The 20,111-nt window shown below is 65.7% G+C and carries 21 protein-coding genes and 2 pseudogenes; 14 read left to right on the plus strand and 9 right to left on the minus strand.

The genetic code is table 11. The annotated features are described in order from the left end of the window. Positions 1-40: 40 nt before the first annotated feature. Together ahpC and ACO05N_RS13195 are read right to left on the minus strand one after the other, a co-directional pair. Positions 41-604, minus strand: a complete 564-nt coding sequence (ahpC, locus tag ACO05N_RS13190) for an alkyl hydroperoxide reductase subunit C (RefSeq protein WP_066662779.1) — start codon at positions 602-604, stop codon at positions 41-43. Between the two features lie 133 nt (positions 605-737). Continuing rightward, positions 738-1,502, minus strand: coding sequence for a sulfite exporter TauE/SafE family protein (locus tag ACO05N_RS13195; protein ID WP_422057538.1), 765 nt, complete (start codon positions 1,500-1,502; stop codon positions 738-740). Between the two features lie 156 nt (positions 1,503-1,658). Between ACO05N_RS13195 and epsC the strand changes: the two are divergent. Together epsC and ACO05N_RS13205 are read left to right on the plus strand one after the other, a co-directional pair. After that, positions 1,659-2,147: pseudogene (gene epsC, locus ACO05N_RS13200) on the plus strand (serine O-acetyltransferase EpsC); the annotation flags it as partial. Positions 2,148-2,338: 191 nt separating this feature from the next. After that, positions 2,339-2,683, plus strand: coding sequence for a DUF2794 domain-containing protein (locus tag ACO05N_RS13205; protein ID WP_422057539.1), 345 nt, complete (start codon positions 2,339-2,341; stop codon positions 2,681-2,683). Positions 2,684-2,689: 6 nt separating this feature from the next. Here the strand turns inward: ACO05N_RS13205 and ACO05N_RS13210 are convergent, their stop codons facing one another. Then, a complete protein-coding gene (locus ACO05N_RS13210; RefSeq protein WP_422057540.1) occupies positions 2,690-2,965 on the minus strand; it encodes an acylphosphatase in 276 nt (91 codons plus the stop codon). Between the two features lie 269 nt (positions 2,966-3,234). On the opposite strand from ACO05N_RS13210, the gene ACO05N_RS13215 reads away from it, so the two are divergent. Both ACO05N_RS13215 and ACO05N_RS13220 read left to right on the plus strand, forming a co-directional pair. Further along, entirely contained in the window at positions 3,235-3,576 is a 342-nt protein-coding gene (locus ACO05N_RS13215; protein WP_422057541.1) for a hypothetical protein, read from the plus strand. Further along, complete coding sequence (locus tag ACO05N_RS13220) at positions 3,485-4,513, plus strand: sensor histidine kinase (protein ID WP_422057542.1); 1,029 nt, start codon at positions 3,485-3,487, stop codon at positions 4,511-4,513. Before ACO05N_RS13215 ends, ACO05N_RS13220 begins: the two co-directional genes overlap by 92 nt. On the opposite strand, the gene ACO05N_RS13225 is transcribed toward ACO05N_RS13220, so the two are convergent. From ACO05N_RS13225 to ACO05N_RS13235, 3 genes are read right to left on the minus strand one after another with little or no spacing between them, the layout of a single operon-like run. Further along, on the minus strand, positions 4,500-5,135 hold the full coding sequence (locus ACO05N_RS13225) for a carbonic anhydrase (protein ID WP_422057543.1): 636 nt from the start codon (positions 5,133-5,135) through the stop codon (positions 4,500-4,502). The genes ACO05N_RS13220 and ACO05N_RS13225 overlap by 14 nt on opposite strands. Further along, a complete protein-coding gene (locus tag ACO05N_RS13230; protein ID WP_422057544.1) occupies positions 5,132-5,446 on the minus strand; it encodes a P-II family nitrogen regulator in 315 nt (104 codons plus the stop codon). The genes ACO05N_RS13225 and ACO05N_RS13230 overlap by 4 nt, the downstream gene beginning before the upstream one ends. Beyond that, positions 5,443-6,408 carry a sodium-dependent bicarbonate transport family permease gene (locus tag ACO05N_RS13235; protein ID WP_422057545.1) on the minus strand — a complete coding sequence of 322 codons (966 nt, stop codon included), beginning with the start codon at positions 6,406-6,408 and terminating at the stop codon, positions 5,443-5,445. Before ACO05N_RS13235 ends, ACO05N_RS13230 begins: the two co-directional genes overlap by 4 nt. Before the next feature lie 90 nt (positions 6,409-6,498). On the opposite strand from ACO05N_RS13235, the gene lipA reads away from it, so the two are divergent. Together lipA and ACO05N_RS13245 are read left to right on the plus strand one after the other, a co-directional pair. Continuing rightward, positions 6,499-7,431, plus strand: a complete 933-nt coding sequence (gene lipA, locus ACO05N_RS13240) for a lipoyl synthase (RefSeq protein ID WP_422057546.1) — start codon at positions 6,499-6,501, stop codon at positions 7,429-7,431. Continuing rightward, positions 7,431-7,904, plus strand: a complete 474-nt coding sequence (locus ACO05N_RS13245) for a type II toxin-antitoxin system RatA family toxin (protein WP_422057547.1) — start codon at positions 7,431-7,433, stop codon at positions 7,902-7,904. The genes lipA and ACO05N_RS13245 overlap by 1 nt, the downstream gene beginning before the upstream one ends. On the opposite strand, the gene ACO05N_RS13250 is transcribed toward ACO05N_RS13245, so the two are convergent. The 3 genes from ACO05N_RS13250 to ACO05N_RS13260 form a co-directional block, all read right to left on the minus strand. Continuing rightward, entirely contained in the window at positions 7,853-8,368 is a 516-nt protein-coding gene (locus ACO05N_RS13250) for a CinA family protein (RefSeq protein ID WP_422057548.1), read from the minus strand. The two genes, ACO05N_RS13245 and ACO05N_RS13250, sit on opposite strands and share 52 nt — an antisense overlap. After that, positions 8,365-8,889 (minus strand): hypothetical protein, encoded by a 525-nt coding sequence (locus ACO05N_RS13255; RefSeq protein ID WP_422057549.1) that lies wholly within the window; start codon positions 8,887-8,889, stop codon positions 8,365-8,367. Before ACO05N_RS13255 ends, ACO05N_RS13250 begins: the two co-directional genes overlap by 4 nt. 86 nt (positions 8,890-8,975) lie before the next feature. Beyond that, positions 8,976-10,127 carry a bifunctional 2-C-methyl-D-erythritol 4-phosphate cytidylyltransferase/2-C-methyl-D-erythritol 2,4-cyclodiphosphate synthase gene (locus ACO05N_RS13260; protein WP_422057550.1) on the minus strand — a complete coding sequence of 384 codons (1,152 nt, stop codon included), beginning with the start codon at positions 10,125-10,127 and terminating at the stop codon, positions 8,976-8,978. Between the two features lie 307 nt (positions 10,128-10,434). Here ACO05N_RS13260 and ACO05N_RS13265 point away from each other — a divergent pair, with 307 nt between their 5' ends. From ACO05N_RS13265 to hflX, 8 genes and pseudogenes are all read left to right on the plus strand, one after another. Then, the gene (locus tag ACO05N_RS13265; RefSeq protein ID WP_422057551.1) at positions 10,435-10,752 is read left to right on the plus strand and encodes an HPF/RaiA family ribosome-associated protein; all 318 of its coding nucleotides are present in this window, start codon (positions 10,435-10,437) and stop codon (positions 10,750-10,752) included. A gap of 154 nt (positions 10,753-10,906) precedes the next feature. Continuing rightward, a complete protein-coding gene (gene dusB / locus ACO05N_RS13270) occupies positions 10,907-11,932 on the plus strand; it encodes a tRNA dihydrouridine synthase DusB (RefSeq protein WP_422057552.1) in 1,026 nt (341 codons plus the stop codon). Next, positions 11,908-13,011: a two-component system sensor histidine kinase NtrB gene (locus ACO05N_RS13275; RefSeq protein WP_422057553.1), complete on the plus strand. Its 1,104-nt coding sequence runs from the start codon at positions 11,908-11,910 to the stop codon at positions 13,009-13,011. The genes dusB and ACO05N_RS13275 overlap by 25 nt, the downstream gene beginning before the upstream one ends. Beyond that, complete coding sequence (gene ntrC, locus ACO05N_RS13280) at positions 13,008-14,447, plus strand: nitrogen regulation protein NR(I) (RefSeq protein ID WP_422057554.1); 1,440 nt, start codon at positions 13,008-13,010, stop codon at positions 14,445-14,447. The genes ACO05N_RS13275 and ntrC overlap by 4 nt, the downstream gene beginning before the upstream one ends. Before the next feature lie 59 nt (positions 14,448-14,506). Next, a complete protein-coding gene (locus tag ACO05N_RS13285) occupies positions 14,507-16,762 on the plus strand; it encodes a sensor histidine kinase (RefSeq protein WP_422057555.1) in 2,256 nt (751 codons plus the stop codon). Continuing rightward, the gene (locus tag ACO05N_RS13290) at positions 16,759-18,129 is read left to right on the plus strand and encodes a sigma-54-dependent transcriptional regulator (RefSeq protein WP_422057556.1); all 1,371 of its coding nucleotides are present in this window, start codon (positions 16,759-16,761) and stop codon (positions 18,127-18,129) included. The genes ACO05N_RS13285 and ACO05N_RS13290 overlap by 4 nt, the downstream gene beginning before the upstream one ends. 68 nt (positions 18,130-18,197) lie before the next feature. After that, a pseudogene (gene hfq / locus ACO05N_RS13295) lies at positions 18,198-18,794 on the plus strand (RNA chaperone Hfq); the annotation flags it as partial. A 19-nt stretch (positions 18,795-18,813) separates the two neighbouring features. Beyond that, entirely contained in the window at positions 18,814-20,106 is a 1,293-nt protein-coding gene (gene hflX, locus ACO05N_RS13300) for a GTPase HflX (RefSeq protein ID WP_422057557.1), read from the plus strand. Positions 20,107-20,111 lie beyond the last annotated feature (5 nt).

Here is a 20,111-nt window from a genome sequence, read left to right on the forward strand (position 1 = left end):
GCCATACTGGGGGAGGGGCGGGTGCGAGAATGCGTCCGGCTTAGATCTTGCCGACGAGGTCGAGCGACGGGGCGAGGGTGGTTTCGCCCTCTTCCCACTTGGCCGGGCAGACTTCGCCCGGATGCGCCGCGATATACTGCGCAGCCTTGATCTTGCGGAGCAGTTCGGCGGCGTTGCGGCCGACGCCTTCGCTCGTGATTTCGACCAGCTGGATCACGCCTTCCGGATCGATCACGAACGTACCACGATCCGCGAGGCCCTGACCCTCACGCAACACGTCGAAATTCTTCGAAAGCGTGTGGTTCTGATCGCCCAGCATGTAATAGTTGATCTTCCCGATCGCGGGCGAGGTATCGTGCCATGCCTTGTGGCTGAAATGCGTGTCGGTCGACACCGAATAGACCTCGACGCCCATCTTCTGCAGGGTCGGGTAGATGTCGGCCAGGTCCTCCAGCTCGGTCGGGCAGACGAAGGTGAAGTCGGCCGGATAGAAGAAGAACACCGCCCACTTGCCGCGCACGTCGGCGTCGGTAACCTCGACGAACTTGCCTTCCTTGAACGCGGTTGCCGTGAACGGCTTCAGCTCGCTTCCGATGAGCGCCATTTTTGTTCTCCTTTGGATGGTGCAGTGCAGCTTGTGCAATGCCGCATATAGGGTGCGGCGCGGCACATCCAAATTGGAAGAGTCGCTGTTGCTGATCGATCAAATCACTCAATCGAGTGCGATTGATCGATTGTCAGGTGACCGCGCGATAGACGCTGTAGCTGCTGGTCAGCGTCAGGACGATGCCGACGAGGATCAGCAACGTCTTGGTCGGGACGCGCTTGGCAAGGATCGCACCGAACGGAGCGGCGATCACACCACCGATCAGCAAGCCCACCACCGCCTCGGTAAATGCCGAGAATCCAAGGTGGAAGATGAACGTGATCGATACCGACAGGGTCAGGAAAAACTCGACGCTGTTGACCGTGCCGATGGTGTAGCGGGGCTGGGTCCCCTGTATCAGCAGGTTGCTGGTGACCACCGGCCCCCAGCCGCCGCCACCGGCCGCATCGAGGAAGCCCCCGGCAAGGCCGAGTGGCTCGACGATCTTCGGCTCGCGATGATGGCGCGTCGGAAAGCTGATGCCGCGCCACAGCAAATAGACGCCGATCGCTGCCAGATATGCCATGACATAAGGCCGGGTGACCGACGCATCGAGCGTGCTGAGCAGATAGGCACCGGTCACGCCGCCAATCACGCCTGGAACAAGCAGGCGGAAGAACAGCTTCCACTTCACATTCTTGTGCAGCGCATGGCTGATGCCGGACACGCCCGTAGTAAAGCATTCGGCAAGATGGACGCCAGCCGATGCGGTCGCCGGGGGCACGCCGAGCACGCTGACCAGCAGGGTGCTTGAGATGACTCCGAACGCCATGCCCAGTGCGCCGTCGACGATTTGTGCCGCAAAGCCGACCGCGATGAACGGAAGCAGCGCCTGGACGTCGAAACCTTCAAACATACGCACACCTGCTGTCGATCGGATGCCCGGTTTGCCGGGCCGTTTCAATTCCCACAAGATACATCGTGTTTAGGCGGCGCAAGGCAAATCCTTGTCACGCTGGAATTGCGCGATGCACTTTCCTAAATAGGAGGCCGTACGAAAAGGGGCCTGATCATGTTCGGCGGCGTCGCAGCCTATCTCGATTCCATCCGCGCGCGCGACCCGGCACCGCGCAGTCGCGCCGAAATTCTGCTTTATCCGGGCGTGTGGGCACTGTTCTGGCATCGCGTCGCCCATCGCCTGTTCCGGACGCGTTTGTTTTTCCTGGCGCGCGCGGTGAACCATCTGTCGCGCTGGCTGACCGCGATCGACATCCACCCCGGTGCGACGATCGGGCGCAATTTCTTCATCGATCACGGCTTTGTCGTGATCGGCGAGACGGCGGAGATCGGCGACAACGTCACCATCTATCAGTGCGTTACCCTCGGCGGGACCAGCCCCGACAATGGCGTGGCGGGCAAACGGCACCCAACTCTGTCCGATGGCGTGATCATCGGGTCGGGGGCGCAGGTGCTCGGCCCGATCACGGTCGGCCCGCGCGCGCGGGTCGGCGCGAATGCGGTCGTGACCAAGGACGTGCCCGAGGGCGCGGTGATGGTCGGGATCCCTGCCAAGCCGACATTGGTGGAGGCCGAGGCGTGGAAGAAGGAGTTTGTCCCGTACGGCACGCCGTGCAGCGAATTGTACGACCCGGCGACGCAGAAGCTGGAAATCATGCGCTGCGAACTGGAAACGCTGCGCAGGCGGCTGGATGAACTGCTGGCCGAGCGCCATCCGGAGCAGCGCGACCGGGCGTGAGCGCGACTGTCACCCCATTTCCGTCGCGCGGTACGCCGAGCCAGGTCGGATTCGACCGGGCGGAACTGATGCGGATCCTCGATCTTTACGGGCGGATGGTCGCGGCCGGTCACTGGAAGGATTATGCCATCGACCTGGGTCGCGACGCGGCGGTGTTCGCCGCGTTCCGCCGTACCGCCGAACGGCCCGAGTTTCGGGTCGAAAAGCGCCCCGCGCTGCGTAACCGGCAGGGCATGTGGGCACTGGTCAACGAATCGGGGGCGGTGCTGAAACGCGGCCACGAGCTTGGCCCCGTCCTTGCCCCGGTCGAACGGCGGCTGATGAAGCTGGTCGAGGACTGAGCCCGCTCAGGCGGTAAACCGCTTGGTGAAGCCCTTTACATTGCCGAGTTCGGCCGGGTGCGCGTCGACGCGATCGACCTGCGCCATGTTCGGACCTTCGCGGCAACGATCGACAAAGGTATCGAGCGCGACGTCTTCACCGTCCGCCAGAATCTCGACTCGTCCATCCTGCAGATTGCGAACCCACCCCGTCACGCCCAACTGGCGCGCGGTGCGCACCGCCCAGTCACGATAGCCGACGCGCTGTACGCGCCCTTCGATCAGCAAACGCTGAGCCGTCATTTGATACTCCCCGCATACCCGTGCGCCATACGCCGCGCACACCAATTCCATAGTCCCTCGCGGGGCGGCGCGCACAGTCCTGCCCGGCGCAGCCATAGGGCGGTTCGGCGCGCTTCAGCACAAAGGCTGGTCGAGAATGGCTCAGTTTGCGGGGCGTTGATCTTGGTCTGGGGGATTCTAAGGATAATTGCGGATCGACCGGGTCGAAATGATCGGCCTTTGGTCCCGTTGACCCGCGCTGATGTCGACGGACCGATGGAGAGGACGGTTTGGAGCAGAATAACGGCCGATTGCTGGAGTCGCTCGCCGAATGCGCCGCCAAGATGCTGGCCGCGTCGGACCCGCGCCGAATGATCGACTATCTGTTCGAGCGGGTGCGGAAGGAACTTCGGATCGATGTCTATTTCCACTATCTGGTCGACGGGGAAGCAGCGCTGCGGCTCGAAGGAAGCGGCGGACTGACGCCGGCGCAAATTCAACTGGGACAGCGGCTGGAGGTAAGGGCAGGCCGTGTGCGGCATGGTGGCGCGGGACCAGGTTCCTTGTCTGGCCGAAAATGTGCTGACCAGCACCGATCCGATGACCGCCTTCATCCGGGCCGTTGGTCTTGACAGCTATGCCTGCACGCCGCTGATCCATGGGGAGACGCTGATCGGTACCTTGGGATTTGGCCGGCGCGCGTCCGAACCGTTCTCCGATGCCGAGCTTCAGTTCTTGCGCACGATCTGTAGCTATGTCGCGGTCGCGCGCAACCGCCTCGATGTACAGGCCGAGATGATGGCGACGATCCAGGCGCACGAGACGCTGGCCGCCGAGCAGGCGCGTCTGATCGAGCGATTGTCGGCCCAGCCGGCGAACACCGACCTTACGATGATCGCCCACGAGATCGCTCAGCCGCTATCGGCAGCATCCAACTATATTGTTGTCGTTCAGCGCGCGCTCGAGGGGTTGGGCGGGGCTACCGGCCTGGCCGAACTGTCGCATGCGCGGGCGGAGATCGATCGCTGTTCGCAGATTGTCGCCCGCATGCGACGGCTCCTGCAAAGTGGCGAGATCAATGCCGAGTTCAACAGTGTGCAGTGGTTGTTTGAGGATGCGCTGCGGCTGGTGCTTTCCGGACGTCCGAATGCGGAGTCGATCGTAACGGTCGACGTCGGTGCAGGCGTCAGCGATATCCTGGGCGACCGGGTCCAACTGGCTCAGGTGGTCGCGAACCTGGTCCGTAACGCGATCCAGGCTGTTGCGACGCACTGTGCGCCTCAGGTCACGCTGCGCGCGCGTGCTGCGGGTGACTGGGCCGAGATTTCGGTGGAGGACAATGGCCCGGGCTTTGCCGCGGGCACTTTTCCCGAACCCGGTGTATCGACCACCAGTGGCAGCGGGGTCGGGCTGTCGGTCGTCAAGCGGATCCTTGCTGCACACGACAGCGACGTGTGGCTGGGCAAGGCGGTCAGCGGAGGCGCTTGTGTCACCTTTCGCCTGTTGCGGCGCGATGCGGCGGTCGGAGTAGCCGGCGCAGCGGAACGCGCGCTGGTCAGGCCGGATTGAACGCGCCGTCCTCGTCCATCAGGTGCAGTACACCATCGCTGATCGCGAAGTAGGCGCCATGGATCGTCAGCGTGCCCGCTGCCTCCCGACTGGGAATGAAAGGGAAGGTCCGCAGGTTGGCGATCGAGGTGCGGACGGTTTCCAGCTCCATTTCCCGCGACGCCCGTGGACCGTCACCGAACTTTGCCCGCACCCGTTCGCGCGCTTCGTCGAGCAGGCTGACCCAGGCGTGGACAAAGCCGCCATCGCCCGGTGGGCTGTCGTGAAACATTTCGGTCAGCGCGGCATGGGCACCGCCGCACATGCCGTGGCCCATCACCACGATCTCCTCGACCTCTAGCTTGGTGACGGCGAACTCGACCGCAGCAGAGACGCCATGGCGACCGCCATCATTTTCGAACGGCGGCACCAGATTGGCGACATTGCGCACGACGAAGATTTCGCCCGGAGACGTATCGAAAATCTGCGCCGGTTCGACGCGGCTGTCCGAACAGGCGATTACCATGACGCGCGGGCTTTGCCCTTCGGACAGCTCGGCCCAGCGGTCGCGCTGTTGGCGCCAGCCGGTCGTGCGAAAGCGGTGATAACCGGCGACAAGTTCGTTAAGCGGGGAATCGTTCACGTAAATTTCGCGCCTCTTACAACTTCGACACGGCTGATCGCCAGCAACAGCCCATGGCTGTCGAGGAGGTCGGCGAGCGCGTCGGTTAGCTGCTCGGCGCGCGTTCGGGAAGTGATGGTGAGAAAAAGAATTTTTGCCTGTGCGCCGCTCAACTGATCATCGCGCCACGGGCCGGATGCACCATGTCCGCCCAGCAACGGGAGCAGCGTATAGCCGGTAATCCCCGCCTCTGCCGCCAGCTGCTCCACCCGCCGCAGCAGGGGTTGATCAACCAGGATCTCGACCCGTACGCGCTCAACCGTTTCGATCATGCTGCCATCATCCGAGCGAGGGCGGCGATCGCGGGAATGCCGATCACCACATTGAAGGGAAATGTGATGCCGAGCGACATGGCAAGGTACAATCCGGGATCGGCGGCGGGCAGCGCCAGCCGCATCGCCGCGGGGACCGCGATATAGGAGGCGCTGGCCGCCAGCACGCCGAGCGCCGCCGCCGATCCCACATCCAGTCCGATGGCGCTGCCAATGACGACCCCGACGATCCCGTTGACCACCGGCAACATGATGGCGATCGCAGCCAAGCGCAGCGTCAGCGCCCGCGCGTCGCGCAGCCGCCGTACCGCGATCAGGCCCATGTCGAGGAGGAACAGGCACAGAATGCCGCGAAAGCCACCCTCGAACACGGGTGCGACTGGAGCGAAGCGATCCGGTCCGGCGATCATGCCGATTACGAAGCTGCCGATCAGCAACACAACCGCTCCGTTGAGCAATACTTCGTGCCACAGCCCGTCGCGGCCACGTTGCGCCGCTGGACCGCCCATGCCGCGCTGGGCGAGTAACAGGCCCGTGACGATTGCCGGGGTCTCCATCAGCGCCAGTGCCGCGACCATATAGCCGGCCGGGGGCGTGCCGGCGATCCGCAGCATTTCGCTGGCGGTGACGTAGGTGACGACGCTAACCGAACCATAATGGGCAGCGACTGCCCCTGCATTCACGGCATCGAGCCGGCCGACCCTGCGCAACAGGGCAAATGCGGGAAATGGCAGGAAGAAGCTAAGCGCCAATGCCGCCAGAGCCGCCCAGATCAGTCCAGCCTCAAAGCCGTGGGCGGATACGCTGACCCCGCCCTTCAACCCGATCGCTGCCATCAGGTACAGCGACATCGCCTTGGCGATCGATTCCGGGATAGCGAGATCGGATCGTGCCAGCGCGGCGAGAGCACCGAGCAGGAAGAACAGGATCACCGGGCTCAGAAAGGGTTCGACGAAGCTCATCGAGCGTTCGCGTTAGCCGCAGGATCGTGTGTGGGCAAGTCGGGAACACAGCCGGTTGGAAAATCGCCTCGGGACCGCTATCTGCGCGTCATGAACGACCTGTCCCAGAGTCCCCGCCCGGAGCGCCAGCGCAAGCCTGACTGGATCCGCGTCAAGGCGCCCACTTCTGCCGGCTTTGCCGCGACGCGCGCGCTGATGCGTTCGAAGAGCCTGACGACGGTGTGCGAGGAAGCGGCGTGCCCGAACATCGGCGAGTGCTGGAGCAAGAAGCACGCGACGGTGATGATCCTGGGCGACACCTGCACCCGCGCCTGCGCCTTTTGCAACGTCAAGACCGGGATGCCGCGCGCGGTCGATCCGATGGAGCCGAACAACGTCGCCGACGCGGCCGTGCAGATGGGGCTGGAGCATATCGTGATCACCTCGGTCGATCGCGACGACCTGCCCGATGGCGGGGCGAAGCAGTTCGTCAAGGTGATCGAGGCGATCCGCAAGGCGTCGCCGACCACCACGATCGAGATCCTGACCCCGGATTTCCGCAACAAGCATGAAGCTGCCGTCGAGATGATCGTCGCGGCGCGACCGGACGTGTACAACCACAATCTGGAGACAGTCCCGCGGCTCTATCCGACGATCCGCCCGGGTGCGCGCTATTACGCGTCGATCCGGTTGCTGGAGCAGGTCAAGAAGCTCGATCCGTCGATCTTCACGAAGTCGGGCATCATGCTGGGGCTCGGCGAGGAGCGGCTTGAGGTCCATCAGGTGATGGACGACATGCGCAGCGCCGACATCGATTTTCTGACGATGGGCCAGTATCTCCAGCCGACTCCGCGCCACGCCAAGGTGCAGGATTTCGTGACGCCGGCCGCGTTCGATGCCTATGCGGCGATCGCGCGGGCCAAGGGTTTCCTGCTCGTTGCGTCCTCGCCGCTGACGCGGTCGAGCTATCATGCTGGCGATGACTTCGCGAAGATGAAGGCGGCACGTGACGCCAAGCTCGCAAAGGCGGTGGTTCCCGCCTGATGCCCCGTCACGCCGAGACCCGCCGACTGCCCTACACGCCGGAACAGATGTTCGACCTGGTCGCCGATGTCGGGCGTTATGGCGAATTTCTGCCCTGGGTCACCGCGGTTCGGGTCCGATCGAACAGCGAGAGCGAGATGATCGCGGACCTGATGGTCGGGTTCAAGGGGCTACGGGAGACCTTTACCAGCCGGGTCCAGAAAGAACGACCGGGGCATATCCGGGTCGAGTATCTTGAAGGGCCGCTGAAGCACCTGCATAACGACTGGAAGTTCCGGCCGGATGGCGAGGGCGGGGTGCTGGTCGATTTCGAGGTCGATTTCGCGTTCAAGAATCGCGTGTTCGAGATGCTGGCGGGGCAGGTGTTCGACCGTGCGCTGCGGATGATGATCGGCGCGTTCGAGCAGCGCGCGGCGGCGCTTTACTCGGGATCGGCGGGCAGCAGCAGTTCGAGCGCGCACAACGCCGCCTGAAGGCGGACGCCGCCGCGGCCGAGATCGCCGAAATCGCGGGTGTCAGCGACGACGACATCCGGGTCTGCATGCTTTTCGGCGCGAGCAAAGACCACATGGCCGACCGGCTTCTTGTCGCTGCCACCACCGGGCCCTGCGACTCCGGTGATTGCGACCGCGACATCGGCGCCGCTTTGCTCAAGCGCGCCCTGCGCCATGCTCCACGCGGTGGCGACCGAGACGGCGCCGAAGGTTTCGAGCACGTCGCGGCTGACCTTCAACTGCTTGGTCTTGGCAGCGTTGGAATAGGTGACGAAGCCGGCGATCAGGATATCCGAAGAACCCGGGATTTCGGTGATCGCGGCGCAAACCAGGCCGCCGGTGCAGCTTTCGGCGACCGCCACCGTACGACCGGCGGCGCGGTTGGTTTCGACGACGCGGCGCGCGGCGTCGACCAGTTCGGCGGGAAGAATCGTATTCATCATTTGGGGCGGGCCATAGGACATAGCGGAAGCTTTGGCCCGCTTTTTCGACGGTCGGCGTCGAGCTGCGCCATGCCGACGAACACGCCGGCCAGATTCTTGGGCGGCAAGGGCGCGAGGTTGGCGACGATCTTGTCGAGCTTGGGGCAATCGGCCGGCTCGATCATCTGCCCGGCGAGCGGAACGACGATCACCTTGATTGCCGGGAGCACGAACATCGACCCGGCAATCGCCTGCATGTCCGGGCCGAGCAGCTTGGCGATCCCGCTGCGTGCCGAGGGCAGGGCCGGGGCGACGCCGGATTGCAGCCGGGCGGTGAAGGCTGGATTGGGGCGGCGGAGGAACGCCGAGGCGGGGAGGGCGGTGCACACCCGGCCCATCTCCGCCACCATGTCGGGCAGCAGCACCTGGAACAGCGCCTCCGCCTCACCATCGGTCAGGCAGGGGCGCGGCTGGGCCTGAACGCTGGACGCGGCGAGGCCGGTACAGAGCAAGGCGGTGGCGGCAAGGTGGCGGATACGCATCGACTTACTCCGTCAGCAGCTGCAGCAGGCAGCCGGTGCGGGTGTTGTAGATATGCTGGCCATAGCTGCGCCTGAACCGGGACACTTTATTCGATCCTTTCGGGAATACGGATCGTCGCGATCGCCTGTGCCGCGATGCCTTCGCCGCGGCCGGTGAAGCCGAGGCGTTCGGTGGTGGTGGCCTTGAGGCTGACCTTGCCGAGCGGAAGCTGAAGGATTTCGGCGATGCGCGCGCGGATCGCGTCGCGGTGCGGCCCGATCTTGGGCGCTTCACAGATCAGGGTGAGGTCGATGAAGTCGATGATCCCGCCCTCGGCCCGGACTAAAGACGCGGCGTGGTCGAGGAAGCGGTCGGACGCGGCACCGCGCCATTGCGGGTCGCTGGGCGGGAAATGCATGCCGATATCCCCGGCGCAGATCGTGCCGAGCAGCGCGTCGGTGATCGCGTGGAGCGCGACATCGGCGTCGCTGTGACCCGCCAGCCCCTTGTCGTGCGGGATCAGCACGCCGCCAAGCCACAGTTCCTCGCCAGCGGCGAGGCGGTGGACGTCATAGCCCATCGCGCTGCGGGAGATCAGGTTGGGGCCATGTCGCGCCTCGGCAGCGGCGAAATCGGCGGGGTGGGTGATCTTCTCGAGCATTGCGTCTCCGGGAACGAGGCTGACGTCATGGCCCGCGCGGCGGAGCATCTGGGCGTCGTCGGTGGCTTCTTCGCCGTCGGGCCAGGCGCGGTGGGCGGCGAGGATGGCGTCGAAGTGGAAGGCTTGCGGCGTCTGGACGCGGTTGAGGCCGGCGCGCGGGACGTTGTCGCCGAGCGTTTCGCTGCCCTTCGCCAACGTATCGGCAACGGGCAGCGCCGGGACGGCACCGGCGGCGTGGTCGAGCGCGGTGAGCAGGGCGTCGATCACTGCGGTCGGGATGAAGGGGCGGGCGGCGTCGTGGATCAGGACACGGGTCACGCCTCTGCCTTCGAGCGCCTCCAGCCCGGCGCGGACCGAGTCGCGGCGTTCGGCTCCGCCTTCGACGAAGCTGACGTTTTCGAGCTGTAGTGCGCGGGCGTGATCCTGCTGGCCTGCGCCGATCATGACGATCGTCTCTGTTATCGTCGGATGGGAGGTTAGCGCGGTAACACTATGTACAAGAACAGGTTTTCCGCAGAGCGGGGCGAACTGTTTGGGGGTGCTTCCGCCCGCGCGGATGCCCTTTCCGGCGGCGACGATGATGGCCGCAGTGGTCATGACCCGGCAGCTACGCGACGGCGAAGCGACATCGACACGACGGGTTTGAACGGATTGGCGACGCTCGTCCAACACCGGCGCACCCGATGCGCGACCGGATCGCGTCGCGATATGGCGGCGGCGCCACCGCCGCGCGACGCGGTCTCGCCAGTCGTGCTGACTTGTTCATTGGATCGTGCAGGCTGCATTCGGCCTGCCTAGCGACTGCCGGGCATGTAGGAAAGCGGGAGGGCGGCGACCGCGCGGCCCGGAACGATCTCCAGTGCTGATGCGTCCTCCATGCAACCCACCAACCAGAGAGATATGCATGGATTTTCAGTTCAACAGCGACAACCGGATCGAAGGCAGCGACGTCATGGCGGTGCAGGCGGAAGCGCGGGTGCGCGAGCGACTCACCCGGTTCGAAGGTCGGCTGACGCGCGTTGAGGTCCATGTGCGCGACATCGACGGCACGACCAACGGAGCCGAAGGCGTCGAGGCAGCGATCGAGGCGCGCCCGGCAGGCGCGCAGCCGGTGGCCGTGACGGACCGTGGCGCAAAGCCGGAAGCGGCAATCAATGGCGCGCTGAAGAAGCTGGTGACGCGGCTGGATAGCGACTTCGGGAAGGCTGATCGGGTCCGGTGAGCCGGAGGCGGCCTTGGACCACAACGCGGAAGACGAAGACCCTCCCTAATTCCTCCCGCGAGCGGGAGTGGCTGAAGAAGCGGAGGTGAGGGCTGTCACGCTTGCATCCCCGCGCTTGCCCCTGTATCGGCCCGTGCCTAAATTTCAGGCACACATGACGATGTTGAACCCCATCCAGGTCGGACCGGTGACGGTCGAGACGCCGGTGATTTTGGCGCCGATGACGGGCGTCACCGACCTCCCGTTCCGGCGGCTCGTGCGGCGTTATGGCTCGGGGCTGAATGTCACCGAGATGATCGCGAGCCAGGCGGCGATCCGCGAGACGCGGCAATCGGTGCAGAAGGCGGCATGGGATCCGATCGAGGAACCGGTGTCGATGCAGCTGGTCGGCTGCACCCCCTATGAGATGGCCGAGGCGGCGAAGCTGAACGAGGATCGCGGGGCCGCGATCATCGACATCAACATGGGCTGCCCGGTGCGCAAGGTGACCAATGGCGATGCCGGGTCGGCGCTGATGCGGGTACCGGACCTTGCCGCGAAGCTGATCGAGGCGTGCGTCAAGGCCGTCAGCGTGCCGGTGACGGTCAAGATGCGCATGGGCTGGTGCCATGACAGCCTGAACGCGCCGGAGCTGGCGCGCGTCGCCGAGGAGCTGGGCGCGAAGATGGTGACGGTGCATGGCCGCACCCGCAACCAGATGTACAAGGGCAGCGCCGACTGGGCGTTCGTGCGCAAGGTCAAGGACGCGGTGTCGATCCCCGTGATCGTCAATGGCGATATCTGCACGGTCGAGGATGCGCGCACGGCGCTGGCGCAATCCGGCGCCGACGGCGTGATGATCGGGCGTGGCGCGTACGGCAAGCCGTGGGTGCTGCGGCAGGTGATGGACGCGCTTTCGGGTGCGGGCGAGCGGGCGGACCCGGATATCGATGAACAATATGCCCTGATCGCAGAGCATTACGCGATGATGCTCGATCATTATGGCGAGATGACGGGCGTCAATCTGATGCGCAAGCATATCGGCTGGTACACCAAGGGGCTGCCCGGATCGGCCGAGTTCCGCAACAAGGTGAACCAGGAGCCGAAGGCGGCGACCGTGCTGGGCATGCTCGACGAATTCTACGCGCCGTTCCGCGGCATGCCGGCACTAGGGTCATGGCCGTCACGCGAAGCGGCCTGAGGCCGCCGCCGCAGCCGGGTGAGCCGGACCTGTCGGAGATTTTCGGCGGGTTGCCGGTTGCCGCGCTGGTGCTCGACCCGCAGGACCGCGTGGTGCGCGCCAACATGGCGTGCGAGCATCTGCTTAACCACAGCGAAAAGGCGATGCTCGGCCAGCTGCTCGACCGCATCTTTGCGCCGCCCGAAGGCTATGCCGGACGCCGTGACGGGCATGGCTTTGCCGCGTTCGATGTCGAGATTGAGCCGACCCGCTCGCCGCGCACCCGGGTCGATTTCATCGAACAGCCGATTGCGGAGCATCCCGGCTGGCGCATCGTAACGTTGCATCAGGCGCCGACCTCGCGCCGCCTGTCGGTGGGGGCGGATCGCAGCGCGGGCGCGCGGGCGGCGGTGGGCGCGGCGGCGATGCTGGCGCATGAGATCAAGAACCCGCTGTCGGGCATCCGCGGCGCGGCGCAGTTGCTGAGCGGAGACGATGATGCCGAGGCGCGCGCGGAGCTGACCCAGCTGATCACCACCGAAGTCGACCGCATCGCCGCGCTGATCGACCGAATGCAGGATTTCACCGACACGCGCCCGCCCAAGCTGGCGCCGCACAATATCTATCCGCTGCTCGACCATGCCCGCCGCGTGGCGCTGGCCGGATTTGCGCGCGGCATGGTGATTGAGGAGCGGTTCGATCCGTCGCTGCCCCCGGTAATGATGGACAAGGACGCGTTCCTGCAGATCGCCATGAATTTGCTCAAGAACGCGGCCGAGGCGCTGCGCGATGTGCCCGAGCCGCGCATCATCCTGTCCACGCAATACCGCCATGGCGTCGCGATGCGGCCGGGGCCGGACCAGCCGCGCCGCTGGCTGCCGATCGAGTTTTCGGTGACCGATAACGGTCCGGGCGCGCCGGCGGATATCGCCAGCCATTTGTTCGAGCCGTTCGTCTCCGGCAAACCCGAGGGCAAGGGGCTGGGCCTGCCGCTGGTCGAAAAGCTGGTGCGCGACATGGGGGGCGTGGTCGAATATGCGCGGGCGGGGGATCCGGAAATGACGGTGTTCCGGGTGAATTTGCCGAGGGCGGACGGATGAGCGCCGCATCCATCCTGATCTGTGACGACGATGCCGCGATCCGCACCGTGGTGACGCAGGCGCTGCGCCGCGCGGGGCATCGGGTGACGGCGGCGGCGTCGCTGGGCGAGTTGCGGCGCGAGCTGGCGGCGGCGCGGCCCGATGTGCTGGTGACCGATGTCGTGCTGCCCGACGGCAACGGGCTGGATTTCGTCGCGACCTTCACCGGGGAGACGCCCGATGTGCCCGTGATCGTGCTGTCGGCGCAGAATACGCTGTCGACTGCGGTGCGCGCGACCGAGGCGGGGGCGTTCGACTATCTGCCCAAGCCGTTCGACCTGGATGCGCTGACCGCGACGGTTGCGAGCGCGCTGGCGCGGGGGCGGCGGCTGGTCGACGATCTGCCCGCGGCGGAGGAGCAGGCGGTCGCGCTGATCGGGCGCTCTCCGGCGATGCAGGACGTGTATCGCGTGATCGCGCGGGTGGTGTCGAACGAGCTGACCGTGCTGATCACCGGCGAAAGCGGGACCGGCAAGGAGCTGGTGGCGCAGGCAATCCATGATCTGGGACCTCGGCGGCGCGCGCCGTTCGTCGCGATCAACATGGCGGCGATCCCGCGCGAGCTGATCGAGGCCGAGCTGTTCGGGCATGAAAAGGGCGCGTTCACGGGCGCCGCGGCGCGGGTGGCGGGCAAGTTCGAGCAGGCGAGCGGGGGGACGCTGTTCCTCGACGAGATCGGTGACATGCCGATGGAGGCGCAGACGCGGCTGTTGCGCGTGTTGCAGTCGGGCGAGTTCACGACGGTCGGCGGGGCGCGGGCGATCCGCGCGGACGTCCGCATCGTCGCGGCGACCAACAAGGATCTGATGAATCAGGTCGTGTCGGGGCAGTTCCGCGAGGACCTGTTCTACCGCCTCAACGTCGTACCGATCGCGCTGCCGGCGTTGCGTGAGCGGCGGCAGGATATCCGGTTGCTGGCGCGGCATTTCCTGGATCGCGCGGTCGAGGACGGGCTGCCGCGCAAGCATGTCGGCGATGATGCGATTGCGGTGCTGGAGGCGCATGACTGGCCGGGCAATGTCCGCGAGCTGGAGAACCTCATGCGGCGCATGGCCGCGCTGCATCGCGACGAGTGGATCGACGGCGATGCGGTGCGCGCGATGCTGGGCGAGGGGAGTGGCCTTGCCGCGCCGACGCGCGATGCGGGGATCGAGGCGGCAGTGATCGCGCGGCTCACCCGGCTGGCGGCGGAGGAGCCAGCGGTGCTGGAGGACGGCACGCTGTATGATCGCATCATCGGTGAGGTCGAACGCCCGCTGATCGAGGCGATGCTGGCGCGGCACGGGCACAACCAGCTGCGCGCGGCGCGGGCGCTGGGGATCAACCGCAATACGTTGCGCAAGCGGCTGGATACGCTGGGGATCGACGTCGGCGGGCGGCTGGACGATCCCGCTTAGCGACAGGTTGAGCGACAAGTGTGTTTTCATGGCAACAATGATGTTGTAGCCATGTCACGATGGATGTTGCCGCAAAGTCACTGATCGACGCGGGCGCCCCCCGCTGGCGGCTGAGCATCACCCCCTTTGTCGAACTGCTTGTCCTGGCGCTCGCGCTGGCGGTGCTGGTTGCGAGCTATTTCGTGGTGAGCGGGAATACGGGGTCGCAGCGGTTGCTGACCCCGCCGTTGGTCGCGCTGCTGCTGGTGGGCAACCTCATCCCGCTGGTGGCGCTGATCGTGCTGGTCGGGCGGCGCGTGGCGATGCGGCGCGGGGCGCGGTCGCCGCTGGGCGGGCGGGCGCGGTTGCATGTGCGGCTGGTGGCCGTGTTCTCGATCCTGGCGAGCGTGCCGACGATCTTCGTGTCGATCGTGGCCTCGCTGCTGTTTCAATATGGTGTCGAGTTTTGGTATTCCGACCGGGCGCGCGGGATGTTGGAGAATGCGCAGGCGCTTGCGCAGCAGTCGCAGCGGCGGATCATCGGGTTCGTTGATGAAAACATCAAGCCGATGTCGGGCGACGTGTCGTCCGCACTGAAGCAGGCGCAGATGGATAGCCCCGAATTTCAGTATTTCTTCGGACAGCAGGTTTTTATCCGAAGCCTCAATCAGGCTGCGATCTTTTCGGTGTCCAGCGCCAAGGAAAAGTCGATCCTCGCTATTGCGAACCCCGGTGAGGGCGATCTCGAGAAGGATATTGATCCAGCGGCGGCGCTGAAGGTCTCCGCTCAGCAACCGATTGTCTCTGGCATCGAAGGCGATCGCGTGTGGTCGATCACGCGAATCCCTGACACCAACCTCTACATCTACGCGGCGCGCTTTTTCGATCTGGGCGACATTTCCCAGCAGATGAAGCGGGCGGACAGTCTGGTGAACGATTATCGAGCGCTGACGGATCGCTCTCGCGCGATCCAACTCCAGTTCAACGTTGCGCTGCTGCTGCTGTCCCTCCTGATCGTGGGCCTCGCCGTTTGGGCCGCGCTGGAGATTGCCGACCGCCTCGTCCGCCCGGTGGGCGATCTGGTGAAGGCGGCGCGGGAGGTGGCTGATGGCGACCTGGGCACCCGTGTGCCGACGCCGCGGGCGGATGACGAGATCGGGACGCTCGCTACCGCGTTCAACCGCATGACCGACCGGTTGCAGGAGCAGACCAATGCACTGGTCGACGCCAACGCCGAATCCGAAAGCCGCCGCGCGCTGATCGAGGCGGTGATGTCGGGAGTGACCGCGGGCGTGCTGTCGATCGATGCCGAGCGGCGCATTCGCCTGATCAACAGCTCCGCCGTTGCGCTGTTGCAGCCCGGCGATGCGCCGCTGGGCAAGCTGCTCGCCGAAGTCGCGCCGGAGCTGGACGCGGTGCTGGGCGGGGAGACGCGCGAGGATATCGTCCAGCTGACCAGCGGGGGCGAGGCGCGGACGCTGGCGGTGAAGATTACCCGCGACGAGGCGGGGCAGGTGCTAACGTTCGATGACATTACCCAGCAATTGCTCGACCAGCGGCGCGCGGCCTGGTCCGACGTCGCGCGGCGCATCGCGCATGAGATCAAGAACCCGCTCACCCCGATCCAGCTCGCCGCCGAGCGGCTGCAGCGCCGCTATGGCAAGAAGATCGAGAGCGACGATGGCACCTTTGCCAAGCTGACCGACACGATCGTGCGGCAGGTCGGCGATCTGCGGCGGATGGTGGACGAATTCTCGTCCTTTGCGCGGATGCCCAAGCCGATCTTCCGCGCCGAATCGATCATCGATGTCACGCGGCAGACGCTGTTCCTGCATGAGGTCGCCAAGCCCGAGATCAGCTTCAGCTTCGACGCGCCCGATGGCTTGCCGCCACTGGTGTGCGACCGCCGCCAGCTGGGGCAGGCGCTGACCAACCTCGTCAAAAATGCGGTCGAGGCGATCGAAGCGCGCACAGACGCCGATGCGCCGGGCGCGATCAGCATGGCGGTGCGTGAGGCCGACGATGCGCAGCTGATCATCGAAATCACTGACAATGGCATCGGCCTGCCCGCCGAGCGCGAGCGGATCGTCGAGCCGTACATGACGACGCGCGCGCGCGGCACCGGCCTCGGCCTCGCGATCGTCAAGAAGATCGTCGAGGAGCATTTCGGCACGATGGCCTTTGCCGACCGGGACGGCGGGGGGACGGTGGTGACGCTGTGTTTCGACACGGCGACGCTGGAGCGGTTGGCGGGAACCGGGGGAACGGACGATACGGAACAGGGGGGAGCCGGGCTGACCGCGCTGACCCCGACCAAGAACGGAAATGCACAATGAAACTCGATATCCTGGTCGTCGATGACGAAGCCGATATCCGCGAGCTGGTCGCGGGCGTGCTGGAGGATGAGGGCTACGAGACGCGCAGCGCCGCAGACAGCGATGCCGCGCTGGAGGCGATCGCCGAGCGGCGGCCGAGCCTGGTTCTGCTGGACGTGTGGCTGCAGGGGTCGCGGCTCGACGGGCTGGACCTGCTGGACGAGATCAAGCGGCGCGACCCGTCGATCCCGGTGCTGGTGTTTTCGGGCCATGGCAATCTCGACACCGCGGTCGCGGCGATCCGGCGCGGAGCATCGGACTTTATCGAAAAGCCGTTCGAGGCCGAGCGACTGATGCTGCTGGTCGAGCGCGCGACCGAGACCGAGCGGCTGCGGCGCGAAGTCGCGTCGCTGCGCGCGAGCGTGGGGCGGGGGACCGACCTGCACGGCACTTCGGGCGCAATCAACACGGTGCGCGCGACGCTGAAGCGCGTGGCGGCGACGGGCAGCCGGGTGATGATCACCGGCGGGCCGGGGACGGGCAAGGAAGTCGCCGCACGCCTGCTGCACGAGTGGAGCAACCGCGCGAACGGCCCGTTCGTGATCGTCAGCGCGGCGCGGATGACGCCCGAGCGGGTCGAGGAAGAGCTGTTCGGGGTCGAGGATGGCGACCTGGTCCATCCCGGCCTGCTCGAACAGGCGCATGGCGGGACATTGTTCCTGGACGAGATCGCCGACATGCCGCTGACCACGCAGGGGCGGATCCTGCGCGTGCTGACCGAACAGAAGTTCAACCGCGTCGGCGGGCAGCGGCAGGTGAAGGTCGATGTCCGGGTGGTGTCGGCCACCGGGCGCGACCTGACCTCCGAGATTGCCGAGGGCCGGTTCCGCGAGGATCTGTTCTACCGCCTGAACGTGGTGCCGGTGGCGATCCCGCCGCTGACCGAGCGGCGCGAGGATATTCCGGCGCTGGTCGAGCATTTCGTGGCGCATTATGCCACCGAACGCCGCGTGCCCACGCCCGAAGTGGCGGGCGAGGCGATGGTTGCGCTGCAAAGCTATGAATGGCCAGGCAATGTGCGCCAGCTGCGCAACGTGGTCGAGGCAACGGTGATTCTGGCGCCGGGCGATCGGATCGGGCGGATCGACATCGACATGCTGCCGACCGAGGTGCTGGGCCGCCGCGACGATGGCGGAATGGGCGCGGCGACGATCATGGGTGCACCGCTGAAGGAAGCGCGCGAAAGCTTCGAGCGCGAATATCTGAGGGTTCAGATCAAGCGCTTTTCGGGCAATATCTCCCGCACTGCGCATTTCATCGGGATGGAGCGGTCGGCGCTGCACCGCAAGCTGAAGCTGCTGGGTATTCATGAGGGGCGTGACGAATAGGCCGTTTTCGGCCTCTTGCCGTCACCCCGCAGGATCGGCGGCGCGCAACCGACAAGTGCGACTATGGACGTTCCCCGGGCCAATACCTATCTTACCCGGGTCGTGCCGCTTCGTGGCGCGTATCCGACGCCGGGAAACGGCGCGATTGCGGGCAATTCCCGCCAAGAACAAGCGAGCTGACTATGGCCGACAAACAGACATCCCTTCAGGACCTGTTCCTCAACGCGCTGCGCAAATCCAAGACCCCGGTGACCATGTTCCTGGTCAAGGGCGTGAAGCTGCAGGGGATCGTGACCTGGTTCGACAATTTCTCGGTTCTGCTCCGCCGCGATGGTCAGTCGCAGCTGATCTACAAGCACGCGATTTCGACCATCATGCCGTCGGGATCGGTCGACGTGGCATCGATCGTCGATGCGATCCCGGATACCCCGTCCAAGAACCCGGTTCTGCAGGAGATCTTCCTGGGCGCTGTGAAGCGTCAGCAGGAGAATGTGACGATGTTTCTGGTCAACGGCGTGATGCTGCAGGGCGGGATCGCGGCATTTGACCTGTTCTGCATGCTGCTGCAGCGCGACGGCGTCTATCAGCTCGTCTACAAGCATGCGGTGTCGACGATCCAGCCGGCGCATCCGCTGGACCTGACCGATCAGGGCGAGGAAGCCTGATCGCCTTGAAAGCAGGGTTATGAGTACCGGATTCGATCGCGACCCCGATGAATTCACGCGGGGCGCGCGCGCAGTTGTCGTATATCCCGACCTTGGTGGATCGAGCCGCGATGCAGAGGCGCGGCTGGAGGAAACGGCCGGGCTTGCAGTCGCGATCGGCGTCGAGGTGGTCGAGCGGGTCGCGCTGCGCATCCGCGCGGCGAAACCCGGGACGCTGATCGGGTCGGGGCAGGTCGAGGCACTGGCCGAGACGGTGCGCGACCGAGAACTGGGGCTGGCGGTGTTCGACGCCGCGCTGACCCCGGTGCAGCAGCGGAACCTTGAGACCAGCCTCGGCTGCAAGGTGATCGACCGCACGGGCCTGATTCTCGAGATTTTCGGCGAACGCGCGCGCACTGCCGAGGGGCGGTTGCAGGTCGAGCTGGCACATCTCGACTATCAGGCGGGGCGGCTGGTGCGCAGCTGGACCCACCTAGAGCGGCAGCGCGGCGGCTTCGGCTTTTTGGGCGGTCCGGGCGAAACGCAGATCGAGGCCGACCGCCGCCTGATCCGCGACCGAATGGCGCGGTTGCGGCGTGAACTGGACTCGGTGAGCCGGACGCGCGGGCTGCATCGGGAGCGGCGGCAGCGTGCGCCGTGGCCGGTGATCGCGCTGGTCGGCTATACCAATGCCGGAAAGTCGACGTTGTTCAATCGCTTGACCGGCGCGGACGTCATGGCGGAGAATTTGCTGTTCGCGACGCTGGACCCGACCTTGCGGCAGATTTCGCTGCCCGGGATCGACAAGGCGATCCTGTCGGACACGGTGGGGTTCGTTTCCGAACTGCCGACCCAGCTGGTCGCCGCGTTCAAGGCGACTCTGGAGGAAGTGGTGTCGGCCGATCTGCTGATCCATGTGCGCGATATCGCCCATCCTGACAGCGAAGCGCAGCGGGATGACGTCGAGAGCGTGCTCAAGGATATCGGCGTCGCACCGGAAACGCCGCGGTTCGAGGCGTGGAACAAGCTCGACCTGCTCGATGGCGAACGCCGCGACGACGTGCTGGCCGAGGCGGCGAAGCGCGACGATGTGCTGGCGGTGTCGGCGCTGAGCGGGGAGGGGGTCGATACGCTGATCGACCGCGTCGCCGCGCGACTGACGCACGGGCATCGCCGTTATCAGGTGACGCTGGCCGCTGGTGACGGGGCCGGGGCGGCATGGTTGCACCAGCATGGTGAGGTGATCGACCACTGGATCGACGGCGAGCGCGCAATCTATGACGTGCGCATGGCGCCCAAGGATCATGAACGGTTCGCGGTGCGCAACGCATGACGCCA

Origin of the sequence: Sphingomonas sp., assembly GCF_965227385.1 — a bacterium.
Lineage (GTDB): Bacteria > Pseudomonadota > Alphaproteobacteria > Sphingomonadales > Sphingomonadaceae > Sphingomonas.